The organism is Rhizobium sp. Leaf341 (assembly GCF_001424325.1).
In the GTDB taxonomy this organism is placed as follows: Bacteria; Pseudomonadota; Alphaproteobacteria; order Rhizobiales; family Rhizobiaceae; genus Ferranicluibacter.
Window position 1 is genome coordinate 161,490 of sequence record NZ_LMPE01000016.1, and the last position, 12,551, is coordinate 174,040.

Sequence of the window (12,551 nt, forward strand, 5' to 3'; positions counted from 1 at the left end):
ACAATTTTTCGTTCGTGCCTATTTCTTCATCATGTCGATCGAGGAGCGCTGGAAGCCGCAGCTTTCGTGAGCTGGCACGATTGGAACTGCCGCCTATCCATGCAACTATCGCGTCGCGAAATGATTATGCTGCATCGCAAAAGCACCGCCGCCGCACGCTTGGCAGGGGGTATCAAATGCGGTAGCACTGAGGCAACAATGACGAAATGCGGCACGATTTCGTGCCGTTTCGGTGCACATGGAGGATCGCTATATGGCAGGCAAAAGCGCAACGGTAACGGTCAACGATAAATCGGTCGAACTGCCCGTGCGGTCCGGTTCCATCGGCCCGGATGTGGTCGACATCGGCACGCTCTACAAGCAGACGGGTCAGTTCACCTATGATCCCGGCTTCACGTCGACAGCGTCATGTGAGTCCAAGATTACGTACATCGACGGTGACGAAGGCATTCTTCTGCACCGCGGTTTCCCGATCGAGCAACTCGCCGAACAGGGCGATTTTCTGGAGGTCTGCTACCTTCTCCTTTACGGCGAACTTCCGACGAAGGCCCAGAAGATCGACTTCGACCATCGCGTCACGCACCACACCATGGTGCATGAGCAGATGTCGCGCTTCTTCACGGGGTTCCGTCGCGACGCCCACCCGATGGCCGTAATGTGCGGCTGCGTGGGCGCGTTGTCGGCCTTCTACCATGACTCGACCGACATCACCGATCCCCATCAGCGCATGGTCGCCAGCCTGCGCATGATCGCGAAGATGCCGACGCTTGCCGCCATGGCCTACAAGTACCACATCGGCCAGCCCTTCGTTTACCCGAAGAACGATCTCGACTACGCGTCGAACTTCCTGCACATGTGCTTTGCCGTGCCTTGTGAGGAATACAAGGTCAACCCGGTTCTCGCGCGCGCCATGGACCGGATCTTCATCCTGCATGCGGATCACGAACAGAACGCCTCGACGTCGACGGTTCGTCTTGCCGGATCGTCCGGTGCGAACCCGTTTGCCTGCATCGCGGCCGGCATCGCCTGCCTCTGGGGTCCGGCCCATGGCGGCGCCAACGAAGCGGCCCTGAACATGCTGGCGGAAATCGGCACCGTCGATCGTATTCCGGAATATGTCGCCAAGGCCAAGGACAAGAACGATCCTTTCCGCCTGATGGGCTTCGGTCACCGCGTCTACAAGAACTACGACCCGCGCGCCAAGATCATGCAGAAGACCACGCATGAGGTTCTGGCGGAACTCGGCCACAAGGACGACCCGCTCCTGCAGGTCGCCATGGAGCTCGAGCGCATCGCGCTGACGGACCCCTACTTTATCGAGAAGAAGCTGTATCCGAACATCGACTTCTATTCCGGCATCACCCTGAAGGCGCTCGGCTTCCCCACGACCATGTTCACGGTTCTGTTCGCCCTGGCGCGGACCGTCGGCTGGATCGCACAGTGGAACGAAATGATCGAGGACCCCGAGCAGCGCATCGGTCGTCCCCGCCAGCTCTATGTTGGCGAGCCGAAGCGGGATTACGTCCCCGTTTCCAAGCGTTAAGCCGTTCGCACGGTAATGTGAGACGAAAAGCCGCGGGCCTCGAGCCCGCGGTTTTTTTTCGCCGAATTGTCGCGCTCGCTGCGCGCCGCCTGGTTGTCATCCTGTTTTGCAGAGGGCTTGGTTCCGGGCTCGCTCCGACAAACGTAATGAAGCCAGTCTCGATCAGGAGACTGGCTTCACATCCCGCGAACCAAACCTAGAACGGCGCGCTCAGCCTTCGATGCGGCGGACCTGGCGCGTGGCGTCGAAAGCACGGTTCATGTACATGTCGCGATCGTAGACGTCGTCGAAATAGGCGATATGGCCGTTCTTGTCCGGCCAGGCCGTGAAATAGGCGACGTAGACCGGGATGCGGCTCGGAACCGACACGCCCTTGTTGCGGCCATCGGCGATCTGCTTGGCGACGTCTTCGACGGTCGTTCCAAGCACGGCAGCCGCCATGCGGCGCGGGTCGGCAAGCCGAACGCAACCGTGGCTGAGGGCCCGCATGTCCTTCTTGAAGAAGCTCTTGGACGGTGTGTCGTGCATGTAGATCGCATGCGCGTTGGGGAACAGGATCTTCAGTTCGCCCAGTGCATTGTCGTCCGATGGCGGCTGGCGGACAGAGACGGACTTGGTCGAGCCGTACCAGTCGACATCATAGGACGACACCGGACGGCCGCCCACCTCGACCTGGTAACCGAGGCGATCGAGGTAGCCCGGATCGCTGCGCAGCTTCGGCAGCATCTCGTTGATGATGATCGACTGCGGCACGCCCCAGTAGGGGTTGAACTCGACCGTCTGGATCTCGTCCTCGAAGAAATAGGTCTGGTTCGTCTTCGAACCCACGACGACGCGCATGTTGAACTGCTCGACGCCGCCATCATGATAGGATGCGGTGAACGCCGGCTGATTGATGAAGACATAGCGGCTGCCGAGATCGGCCGGAAGCCAGCGGGCCTGTTCCATGGCAATGCGCAGCTTGGAAATCCTGTCGGCATTGCTGTCGCCGCCGCTGAGGATGCGGATCGAGGCGCGGCCCACGATGCCATCGGGCTTCAGGCCGTTCTCCTTCTGGAAGCCTTCGACCAGCGCCACGAGATCCGGCGTGTAGGCCTCGCTGCCTTGATAGGCGTCGAGCGTCGCGGCATGCTCTGTCTTCAGGGCATCCGAGCCTTTTGCCTTGATGGCAGCCACGACCGCCGGCAGGCCGGGATCGGCGATGCCCGGCTTGAGGAGCGTCCCTTCCGGGATCTCGATGCGGGGCTGACCGCCGGCCGTTGCTTCAAGCCGCTTCAATTCGTTGCGCAGGGCCGTGAACTCGACGTTCGACGGCGTCTGCGTTGCCAGAAACGCCGCAACGTCATGGCTTGCCGCGATCACGCGCATCTTGCCCGCAAGGTTCACGTCCTTGCGCTTGAAATCATGGTAGCCGGAGATCGCGTTCGGATCGATGCGGCCGCGCACCGTATCCTGAACATAGGTCAAGACGGCCGCGCTCAGCCGGATCTCGAAGGAAACCAGGGCTTTCTCGCGGGCCGCCATATCCGTGGCATCCGGCGTCTCCGTGGGCAGGGTGACAGCATAGTCCTGCGGATCGAGGCCCACGCTTGCCGCGTCGGCCAACACGGCCATGGCGGCGCGGGCGCGATCGTTGACGCCCTTGGCGTCGATCCAGATCAGGGCATCGGTACCGGCATAATAGGCTTCGATCGTCTTGGCGACGTCAGGCGCTGCATAGGCCGTGACGGACGGCATATACGGGCGCGCATCGTTCAGCAGCGTGGTATCGCCCGTCGAGACGAGCTCCGGACGAAGCGAGCCGGTGACGACCGGATCGACCAGACGGTCGGTCTCGATGCGTCGGGGCGCTTCCGCCTTGTAGGTGTAATATTTCGGCCCGACGACACGGGGCGCAGGCGACGCGGATGCGCTGCGCCGTGCGGGCTGTTCCTGGGCTGGCGCCGGCGCTGCTTCCGGCAGCGTCTGGAAGGTTTCCGGCGCCCGGTTGCGACGGAACAGGTCCATCAGCGTCATGGCGTCGGCGTGACCGACGTTGAGCGTGGTCAGGGCGCACCCCGACATGAGGGTGACGATCGCTGCTGTCTTCTTCAATGTCATAGCCGAACTTTCCGTATCGCAGTGCCGCCTCATGGCGGGTGGCGCCCGATGCCGTTCATGTCACCAAGCATCCGACTTATAAGAAATGTTGGTGAATGAAAAGGAAACGCAGACGCCCTAAACGCAGAGACAAGCGCATCGAAACCTTGCGGAGCCTTCGCTGAAACATCCCAAGAATCTGATAGTTTACGCTTTTTGCCGCACAGGCCCGGCAGCACCGGCGTAAAATCGGCATTGCCCGCCATTCCTCGTTGCGAAGAGACATGGGGCCTGTGTTCCAAAAGGCACAGCCCTCTCGGGGTGGCCTCGGTCGAGACCTCTCACGGTCTTCCGCCGCCGGTCGGTAGAACCGAGCGATTCTCCGCGCATCGCTCCGCCTCTTTCTCTTTACAATCGGGCCGGACCTGGGCCACAGAAGACGCCAGACCAGCCGGACCATGTCGAGACCGGCACCGAGGATCTTGCGGCGCGCCGCGCGCTGCATCTGACGAAGCAGGGGAAAAGACGATGACGGCGACCCGCACGGAAACAGATACATTCGGCCCGATCGAGGTCGAAAATAATCGCTATTGGGGCGCCCAGGCCCAGCGGTCGCTTGGCAACTTCAAGATCGGCTGGGAGAAGCAGCCGTTGTCCATCGTTCGCGCGCTCGGCATCGTCAAGCAGGCGGCGGCCCGCGCCAACATGGCGCTCGGGCGCCTCGACCCGGCCGTCGGCGAGCCGATCATCCGCGCCGCGCAGGAAGTGATCGACGGCAAGCTCAACGAGCATTTTCCGCTGGTCGTCTGGCAGACCGGTTCCGGCACGCAGTCGAACATGAATGCCAACGAGGTCATTTCGAATCGCGCCATCGAGCTGCTCGGTGGCGTCATGGGTTCCAAGAAGCCGGTTCATCCGAACGACCACGTCAATATGAGCCAGTCCTCGAACGATACGTTTCCGACGGCCATGCATATCGCCTGCGCCGAGCGCGTCGTCCACGACCTGCTTCCGGCGCTGAAGCATCTTCATGCGGCGCTGGACGCAAAGGTGAAGGCCTTCGATCACATCATCAAGATCGGTCGCACGCACACGCAGGACGCGACGCCGCTGACGCTTGGCCAGGAGTTCTCCGGTTATGCCGCGCAGGTGGCCTCTTCGATCAAGCGCATCGAAATGACCTTGCCGGGCCTGCAGGAGCTCGCTCAGGGCGGCACGGCCGTCGGCACCGGGCTGAACGCGCCGATCGGCTTTGCGGAAAAGGTTGCCGAAGAGATCGCATCGATCACCGGCATCGCCTTCACCTCGGCGCCGAACAAGTTCGAGGCGCTGGCGGCGCACGACTCCATGGTCTTCAGCCACGGCGCCATCAATGCAACGGCGGCGGCGCTCTTCAAGATCGCCAATGACATCCGGCTTCTCGGCTCCGGCCCGCGGTCCGGCCTCGGCGAACTGTCACTCCCGGAAAACGAGCCCGGTTCCTCGATCATGCCGGGCAAGGTCAACCCGACACAGTGCGAAGCGCTGACCCAGGTCTGCGTGCAGGTTTTCGGCAACCACGCCTCGCTGACCTTTGCCGGCAGCCAGGGGCACTTCGAGCTCAATGTCTACAACCCGCTGATGGCCTACAATTTCCTTCAGTCGGTCCAGCTGCTCGCCGATGCCGCCATTTCGTTCACCGACAACTGCGTCACGGGTATCGAGGCGCGGGAAGACAACATCAAGGCGGCGCTCGACCGCTCGCTGATGCTCGTGACGGCACTCGCTCCGAAGATCGGCTACGACAATGCCGCTAAGATCGCCAAGACGGCGCACAAGAACGGCACCACGCTGCGTGAGGAGGCCGTCGGTGGCGGCTATGTCACGAACGAAGAGTTCGATGCCGTCGTTCGCCCGGAGACGATGATCAGCCCTGCCTGACCGTCGCGCCGACCGGGAGGCACGGCAGGAGGACCCGTCGAGGGTCCAGCCGGCTTACGCGCACCATTGACAACATAAGGAACCCCGCTTCCCCGAAGCGGGGTTTTTGATGTGCCGCAGGCCCTCCGTTCGAATTCGCCTTAGAAAGCGTCTGCTAACTGTAGTTTCGCGCATTCATTAAACTTTCTCACATCATTTAAACCCTAGAGTAGGGTTATTGCAGGACGGATTTTCCCGGGGCCGGAAAACCGCGCCTGCGGACGCGCGTGATTGCAGGCCGTTGAGGTCATCGTCAGCGATGCCAAGGTCATTTCAGGGAGGGCGACGTGCAGCCTGCGACTTCACCCAAGGGACAAGCACCGGATATCGCTGCGCAGGTCACCTTCGCAATGCGGATCATGGGAATTGCTCCCATTCCGCGCAATTACGAACTCTATTACGAGGCCTATATCGGTTCCAATCCGCGGCTGACGAAGGAACTCGCCGGCCTTGGAAGCAAGGCGACGCAGGAGGAACTGGACGAGATCGGCGCTCGATACTTCGCGCATATCCACCATGCGGCCGGGGTCGAGCGTGCCCATAATCGTCTCGCGGCGCAGCTGAACGATCTCCTCGCGATGATGCGCGAGGAACAGTTTGCGCTTGAAAGTTACAACCGCGTTCTCGGCGAAGCGGCGATGAACATTAACAGCAAGAGTGCTGCCGGTGCGGAAATCCTGCGCAGCGCTGTGAAGCTGCTGACGCAGGCCACCGAAGATACGATGACCCAAGGCAAGGAGCTGGTCGAGAACGTCTCGCTCAAGTCGGTGGAGATGGACGTCATCCGGCAGGAACTCGACGAGTACAAGCGCATTGCCAATACCGATTCCCTGACACGTCTCGCCAACCGCCGAGCCTTCGACGAGAAATTGTCTGCGGTTTACAATTCCGATCAGATCCGCACCTATACGGGTCTCCTGATCTGCGACATCGATCACTTCAAAAAGGTCAACGACACCTTCGGCCATCCGGTGGGCGACAAGATTCTTGCCACGGTCGGCACGGTCATCCGTTCGAACCTGCGACGCGAGGCCTTCGTGGCGCGGACCGGCGGCGAGGAGTTTGCCGTCATCCTCAACGATCAGACGGTCGAGGAATGCGTCCAGATCGCAGACCGCATTCGTCTGGCACTGGCCAATACGCCGTTCAAGAACTCGAAGACGGGCGTGAACTACGGCCCGATCACGCTGTCGATCGGCGTCTGCCAGGCATCTCTCGCCGATGATCCAGTCGACCTCTACAACAAGGCGGACGTTGCGCTCTATTGTGCGAAGAACGCCGGGCGCAACCGGACCACGCTGTTCGAAGAGGGCATGAAGAAGGATACGGGCCGTAACTGGCTTCTCTACCGCCGTTGACGGTTCTTGGCCGTCGCGATCAGGCGACGGTCCCCTGTTGCTCGGCCAGAAGGCGGAGGCATTCGTCAAAGGCCACAAGGTCCGTATAGAGCGCATCAGGGGCCGCCCGGCCGACCACGAGCGCGCCGCCCCGTGCGGCGATACCGCCGTCGAGCATCAGATTATCGGCCATGTCGAAATTCTCGATCGAGATCCCGTCCGGCCCGCGGTGGCGTCCGTCCGTCGTCTCCCGGATGTCGCCGCCGTAATAGGCGGAGCAGCGATCGTAGTGGGATTGCGCGACATTGGTGTAGGCATAGACCAGCTTGCCCTGCGCGCACATGAAACCGACCTCGAATGCCGTGCCGACATCGGCGGCAACGCCGCGAAAGGGCGTGAGGTTGGCAATCACGGCATCGGCCGCCCGCATCATGCCCTCGTTGATCTGGCTGATCGCAAGGCCCATGCCGAACTTCGTCTCGGACGGCGGAATGGCAAGATCGCCCGGACTGAGCGGCTCGAAGCCTGCAGCTCGGGCCCGCGCGGCCTTCAGGTCGAGGATCTCCCGCGCATTGGGCAGAAACACCTCAGGACCGGCAAGATAGACTTTCAGGGGCATGATGCTTCCCGTTTTGCTCGAGTTACGGCGTCGGCGCATGCGCGTTCGCGCTTATGACCTGGCCTTCAGCGTCACATACTCCCAGACGGCCACGATGACGAGGATGGCGAAGGAGATGATCAGCAGGACATGGGGCTCGACCACGAAGGCGAGCGGCGCGGCCAGGATGAACAGGCCGATTCCACCGAGGTGCGAGACCGACAGACGCGGCGCGACCGAGCGTTTGATCCAGACATTGCCGGCGAGGAAGACGATGGGGCCGCCGATGATGGCGCTTGCCGTCTTCAGATCAATCGCGCCGTATGGGTGCGCGAGAACGAATTCATCCGCAACCGCGCAGAGGATGATCCCTCCCACGACCGGTATGTGGGCATAGGTGAAAATGGTGCGCGCGACTTCGCCCGGCGAGTCGTCGCTTTCAATCTGGGCAGCCGCCCGCTCCTGCCCAAACCGGAAGTAGATCCACCACATGGTGACGGTCGAACCGAAGCTGCTGAGAGCGAGCACGAAGACGAGCGGAGTCACGTCCATTTCGGCCAGGGTGCGGCCCGTAACGAGAATCGTTTCGCCGAGGCAGATGAGCACGAAGAGAGCGCAACGTTCGGCCATGTGCGCGCCGAGAACATCCCAGTCGTCGAAATCGGAGCGACCCAGTCCGGGCACCCTGAAACCGACGGCAGGCGAGACATATTCGATCGCAAGGGCTGCCATCCAGATGAAAAGCTGGGCCTCGCCGCCGATCAAGGCGCCAGCAATCCAGAAGACTCCGGACAGCACCAGCCAGCAGGTGATCCGCAGAAAATCGCGTGCATTGTCCGGGCTGTGACCATGAAGCGCATAGACAGTAAAGAGAGAACGACCCACCTGCATGCCCACGTAGGACAGGGCAAACAGCAGCGCCTTGTCGCCGAAGGCATCATCGATGGCGGTGGAAAGCAGAAGCGCGCCGAACATCAGGGCAAACAGCATCGCGCGGACCGGCATGCGATCCGGATCGAGCCAATTCGTCACCCAGGTCGTGAAGATCCACACCCACCAGACGGCAAGGATCATCAGCAGCGCTTCCAGCCCGCCCAGCAGCGAGTAATGCACGGCGAGCGTGTGCGACAGCTGGATCAACGAGAAAACAAAGACGAGATCGAAGAACAGCTCGGGAAAGGCGACCTTGTCGTCTTCGCCCTCGCGCCGATCGCGCATCCAGCCGGCTCTATCGCGCAACGACTGGAAAAGCCGGCTCATCGACCACCCTCAGCCTGTCCGCCGCGCTCACGCCCTCGGTCGAGCCCCTTGGCGCCCAGCTCCTGCTCATAGGCGGCAAACAGGGCGGTGCCGTCGGTCGCAAGCGTCCGCAGGTAGGTCCAGGTGAAAATGCCCGTGTCGTGGCCGTCGTCGAACGCGATGCGGACCGCGTAATTTCCCGTCGGCGTCATCGCGGCGATGGCCACGTTGCGCTTGCCCGGAACGGTAATCTTCTGGCCCGGCCCGTGTCCCTGAACCTCGGCCGAGGGCGAGAGCACACGCAGCATCTCGGCGGGCAGGATACCCGCAAGCCCATCATTGAAGGTCACGGTCAGCGTTCTTCGATCCTTGGAGACCCGCAGCTCCTTCGGCCAGATGTCGCTCGTCATGTCGGTTCTCCGCGCGCATCTCGTCATGCGCCTGCTGCCGCTTGATTTTTTCGAGACCTAGCGCAGATTCACCTGCAAGGAAACCGACACGCTCGACGATCCCATAGCGTGAACAGAAACCGTCCCGTCCAAGCCGGCCTTGACGCATCCCGTCGCAGGCACGATGTTTGCACACAGGACGACGGAGACGCTTGTGAACACCATCATCATCGACAGACGCCCGATCGATCAGCGGGGCGCCGCGGCGCTCGCCGCTTCAGCCGCGCCGATGATCGACCCTTTCGGCCGGGCGGTCACGTATCTGCGCGTCTCGGTGACCGATCGCTGCGACTTCCGCTGCACCTATTGCATGGCGGAAAACATGAACTTCCTGCCAAAAAAGGATCTCCTCACGCTCGAAGAGCTGGAGCGCATCTGCTCAGCCTTCATCGAGAAGGGCGTGCGCAAGCTCCGCCTCACCGGCGGGGAACCGCTGGTGCGCAAGAACATCATGCACCTCGTGCGCGCACTCGGCAAAAAGATCGAGGAAGGGACGCTGGACGAGCTGACATTGACGACCAACGGTTCCCAACTGGCGCGCTATGCGCAGGACCTCGCGGACGCCGGGGTCCGGCGCATCAATGTCTCGCTGGATACGCTCGACCCTGACAAATTCCGGGAGATCACGCGGTGGGGCGACCTCTCCAAGGTGCTGGAAGGGATCGACGCCGCCCAGGCAGCGGGCATTCACGTCAAGATCAATGCCGTTGCCTTGAAGGGCTTCAATGATCTCGAGATCCCCGACATGATCCGCTGGGCACATGGTCGGGGCATGGACCTGACGCTGATCGAAACCATGCCGATGGGCGAGATCGAGGAGGATCGGACGGACCGTTACATGCCGCTGTCCGAAATGCGGGACCGGCTGTCGAAGATCTTCACACTGACCGACAATGCCTATGCCACCGGCGGCCCTGCCCGCTACATGACCGTCGCGGAAACCGGAGGACGGCTCGGCCTCATCACGCCGATGACCCACAATTTTTGCGAGAGCTGTAATCGCGTCCGACTGACATGCACAGGCACGCTCTATATGTGCCTTGGTCAGAACGATGCCGCCGACCTTCGCGCCGCTGTCCGGGCATCCGCCGAAGATGCCTACCTGTCTCAGGTGATCGACGAGGCGATCGGACGCAAGCCGAAGGGCCATGATTTCATCATAGACCGAACGCAGAACCGCCCGGCGGTTGCGCGCCACATGAGCGTTACCGGCGGCTGAGATGACCGCCCCTACCCTCGACAGCCATGATTGCAGGATGGGCTGACCGATGCGCCCGGTTCACGCAGAAGACCTCCCGCGGACGGTCCTCGGGATGGTCCTTGCCGGCGGTCTGTCAAGCCGGATGGGGCGGGACAAGGCCGGCGTTCCCCTGGCCGGGACATCGCTGGCGGTGCTCGCTCTGGATCGGCTGCGACCACAGGTCACTGCCCTCGCCTTCAACGGCAATCTGCCCCTGCCCCTGCCAAGCCTCTCGACCGGCATTCTCACGGTTCCGGAAACGTCGCCCGGACAGTTTGGTCCGTTATCCGGCGTCCTCGCCGGGCTGCGTCTGGCCCAATCAATGGACGCTCCGCTACTGGCCACCGTCCCCGTCGATGCACCTTTCTTTCCGAGCGACCTTGTCTTCAGGCTGCGCACAGCGCTCGAAGAGACACGCAGCATGATCGCCGTGGCCAGTTCGCGAGACGAACTGCATCCCGTCTTCGCGCTCTGGTCGTCCGCGCTATCGCGCGATCTCACGCATTTCATCGCGACCGATGCCAAGCGCAGGGTCCGCACCTTCATCGAGCAACATTCGCATGTCGTGGTCGATTTCACCTCGGCGGGTAAAGCTTCTGGCGGGATCGACCCCTTTTCCAACATGAACAGCCCCGAGGATCTCGAGAGGATCGAACACATGCTGGCACGCGACGAAGCTGGACATCGATGAGCACACCCAAGATCTTCGGCATTGCCGGCTGGAAGAATTCCGGCAAGACGGGCCTGGCCGTCCGGCTCGTGACGGAACTCACGGCGCGGGGATATAAGATCTCGACCGTGAAGCACGCCCATCATGATTTCGACATCGACAAAATCGGCGCGGATAGCTGGCGGCACCGGGAAGCAGGGGCACATGAGGTGACGATCGTGTCGGGCACCCGTTTTGCCATCATGCACGAACTCCGCGGAGAAGTGGAACCGTCCTTCGAGGCGATCCTGGCGCGGCTCGCTCCCTGCGATCTCGTCCTGGTCGAAGGCTACAAGCGCGAGCCTATCCCGAAAATCGAGGCGCGGCGGCTGGATGCGAAGAACCACGAGCCGCTCGCACCCGCAGACCCCTATATTTGCGGCATCGCAGCCGATCATCCGGTTCCCGACACGACCCTCCCCGTCTTCGACCTCGACGACACCGCATCGATCGCCGACTTCGTGGAGATGACCTGCGGTCTTACGCGACGTTAAAGGGCGCTGCGTGAAAAAGGACGCACGCAACGCGCTTTAAGGTCTTGTTTTGATGCGTGTCATTTCCCGAAACCGCTGGACACTTTCGGGCGACATGCCTTAGGCAGACCCATCAGTTGACTGTCGCGTTCGTGCCGTCCTCGTGGACGGCATCCAGCCGCACGAAGGCGTACCCCTTGGCCTTGAGCGCGAGAATGCCGGCCGCAACGCCTTCTCCCGCCGCGTGCGTCGGCTGGTTGATATGGGAGATGATCACGTCGCCATCTCGCGCGCCGGCAATCCGTCGCGTGGCAATCTTCGCGCCCAAAAGGGACCCGTCGTCGCCATTGAGCGAATAGCCCGCCACGTCGAAGCCGAGGGCCCGGATCTGCGCGATGGACGATGCGGTGTATTTCGCCGTCGCGCCGCGAAACCAGTGCGGCTGCGGCGCGCCATCTGCCACAAGCGCATGCGCGCCGCCCGACACTTCCGCCTCGACGGCCTCTGCCGACCCGGCGGACGCTATTCCGTAGACCGCCTGCGGTCGATCGATCGCGGGGACATGCATCGCACCATGATTCTCGAGCTCGAACAGATCGGGATGCGCCAGGAAGATCGCCAGCGTCGCAGCATTCCGCTTCAACCAGCGCTCCGTGATGAAGATCGTTGCCGGTATCCGATTGTCGACGAGGACAGACAGGATCCGCTGATCGGCAAGGCCCATGCAGGCGTCGAACGTCAACGCCACACGCGGCGTCTTGCCACCCGGAGCGACGTGGAGCCGCGGCTCCAGGAGACCGTCACGGGCCGCAGCCTGGGAGCCGAAGCCGAGGGCCGCCAGCAGCGGCAATAGATACAGAGCTTTCATGAGACGTCCAGACGGCAAGAACCCGGCGCGAGGCGCGCCGGGTTCTTTATCATCAAG

The 12,551-nt window shown here is 62.1% G+C and carries 11 protein-coding genes; 6 read left to right on the forward strand and 5 right to left on the reverse strand.

All coding sequences use genetic code 11. The features are described from left to right. Positions 1-253: 253 nt before the first annotated feature. Positions 254-1,543 (forward strand): citrate synthase, encoded by a 1,290-nt coding sequence (gltA, locus tag ASG03_RS20215; protein WP_062471789.1) that lies wholly within the window; start codon positions 254-256, stop codon positions 1,541-1,543. Between the two features lie 210 nt (positions 1,544-1,753). Here the strand turns inward: gltA and ASG03_RS20220 are convergent, their stop codons facing one another. Then, a complete protein-coding gene (locus ASG03_RS20220) occupies positions 1,754-3,643 on the reverse strand; it encodes a L,D-transpeptidase family protein (RefSeq protein WP_062695559.1) in 1,890 nt (629 codons plus the stop codon). A gap of 507 nt (positions 3,644-4,150) precedes the next feature. On the opposite strand from ASG03_RS20220, the gene fumC reads away from it, so the two are divergent. Together fumC and ASG03_RS20230 are read left to right on the forward strand one after the other, a co-directional pair. Further along, complete coding sequence (gene fumC / locus ASG03_RS20225) at positions 4,151-5,542, forward strand: class II fumarate hydratase (protein ID WP_062695561.1); 1,392 nt, start codon at positions 4,151-4,153, stop codon at positions 5,540-5,542. A 326-nt stretch (positions 5,543-5,868) separates the two neighbouring features. Beyond that, the gene (locus ASG03_RS20230) at positions 5,869-6,939 is read left to right on the forward strand and encodes a GGDEF domain-containing protein (protein ID WP_062695563.1); all 1,071 of its coding nucleotides are present in this window, start codon (positions 5,869-5,871) and stop codon (positions 6,937-6,939) included. A 19-nt stretch (positions 6,940-6,958) separates the two neighbouring features. On the opposite strand, the gene ASG03_RS20235 is transcribed toward ASG03_RS20230, so the two are convergent. The 3 genes from ASG03_RS20235 to ASG03_RS20245 are packed head-to-tail and all read right to left on the reverse strand — an operon-like array spanning position 6,959 to position 9,165. Beyond that, positions 6,959-7,537, reverse strand: coding sequence for a nucleoside 2-deoxyribosyltransferase (locus ASG03_RS20235; RefSeq protein ID WP_062468094.1), 579 nt, complete (start codon positions 7,535-7,537; stop codon positions 6,959-6,961). Positions 7,538-7,588: 51 nt separating this feature from the next. Further along, complete coding sequence (locus tag ASG03_RS20240) at positions 7,589-8,776, reverse strand: low temperature requirement protein A (protein WP_443216647.1); 1,188 nt, start codon at positions 8,774-8,776, stop codon at positions 7,589-7,591. Continuing rightward, the gene (locus ASG03_RS20245) at positions 8,773-9,165 is read right to left on the reverse strand and encodes a gamma-butyrobetaine hydroxylase-like domain-containing protein (protein ID WP_062468097.1); all 393 of its coding nucleotides are present in this window, start codon (positions 9,163-9,165) and stop codon (positions 8,773-8,775) included. Before ASG03_RS20245 ends, ASG03_RS20240 begins: the two co-directional genes overlap by 4 nt. A 163-nt stretch (positions 9,166-9,328) precedes the next feature. Here ASG03_RS20245 and moaA point away from each other — a divergent pair, with 163 nt between their 5' ends. From moaA to mobB, 3 genes are read left to right on the forward strand one after another with little or no spacing between them, the layout of a single operon-like run. Further along, the gene (gene moaA, locus ASG03_RS20250; protein WP_082475900.1) at positions 9,329-10,423 is read left to right on the forward strand and encodes a GTP 3',8-cyclase MoaA; all 1,095 of its coding nucleotides are present in this window, start codon (positions 9,329-9,331) and stop codon (positions 10,421-10,423) included. Between the two features lie 49 nt (positions 10,424-10,472). Further along, positions 10,473-11,135: a molybdenum cofactor guanylyltransferase MobA gene (mobA, locus tag ASG03_RS20255; protein WP_062695565.1), complete on the forward strand. Its 663-nt coding sequence runs from the start codon at positions 10,473-10,475 to the stop codon at positions 11,133-11,135. After that, complete coding sequence (gene mobB, locus ASG03_RS20260; protein WP_062695567.1) at positions 11,132-11,647, forward strand: molybdopterin-guanine dinucleotide biosynthesis protein B; 516 nt, start codon at positions 11,132-11,134, stop codon at positions 11,645-11,647. The genes mobA and mobB overlap by 4 nt, the downstream gene beginning before the upstream one ends. Before the next feature lie 112 nt (positions 11,648-11,759). Here mobB and ASG03_RS20265 read toward each other — a convergent pair whose 3' ends face one another. After that, positions 11,760-12,494 (reverse strand): polysaccharide deacetylase family protein, encoded by a 735-nt coding sequence (locus ASG03_RS20265; RefSeq protein ID WP_062695568.1) that lies wholly within the window; start codon positions 12,492-12,494, stop codon positions 11,760-11,762. Positions 12,495-12,551 lie beyond the last annotated feature (57 nt).

Coding starts and splice junctions, on each gene's coding strand:
- gltA (WP_062471789.1), top strand. CDS start 254: ATGGCAGGCAAAAGCGCAACGGTAACGGTCAACGATAAATCGGTCGAA.
- ASG03_RS20220 (WP_062695559.1), bottom strand. CDS start 3,643: ATGACATTGAAGAAGACAGCAGCGATCGTCACCCTCATGTCGGGGTGC.
- fumC (WP_062695561.1), top strand. CDS start 4,151: ATGACGGCGACCCGCACGGAAACAGATACATTCGGCCCGATCGAGGTC.
- ASG03_RS20235 (WP_062468094.1), bottom strand. CDS start 7,537: ATGCCCCTGAAAGTCTATCTTGCCGGTCCTGAGGTGTTTCTGCCCAAT.
- ASG03_RS20240 (WP_443216647.1), bottom strand. CDS start 8,776: ATGAGCCGGCTTTTCCAGTCGTTGCGCGATAGAGCCGGCTGGATGCGC.
- ASG03_RS20245 (WP_062468097.1), bottom strand. CDS start 9,165: ATGACGAGCGACATCTGGCCGAAGGAGCTGCGGGTCTCCAAGGATCGA.
- moaA (WP_082475900.1), top strand. CDS start 9,329: ATGTTTGCACACAGGACGACGGAGACGCTTGTGAACACCATCATCATC.
- mobA (WP_062695565.1), top strand. CDS start 10,473: ATGCGCCCGGTTCACGCAGAAGACCTCCCGCGGACGGTCCTCGGGATG.
- mobB (WP_062695567.1), top strand. CDS start 11,132: ATGAGCACACCCAAGATCTTCGGCATTGCCGGCTGGAAGAATTCCGGC.
- ASG03_RS20265 (WP_062695568.1), bottom strand. CDS start 12,494: ATGAAAGCTCTGTATCTATTGCCGCTGCTGGCGGCCCTCGGCTTCGGC.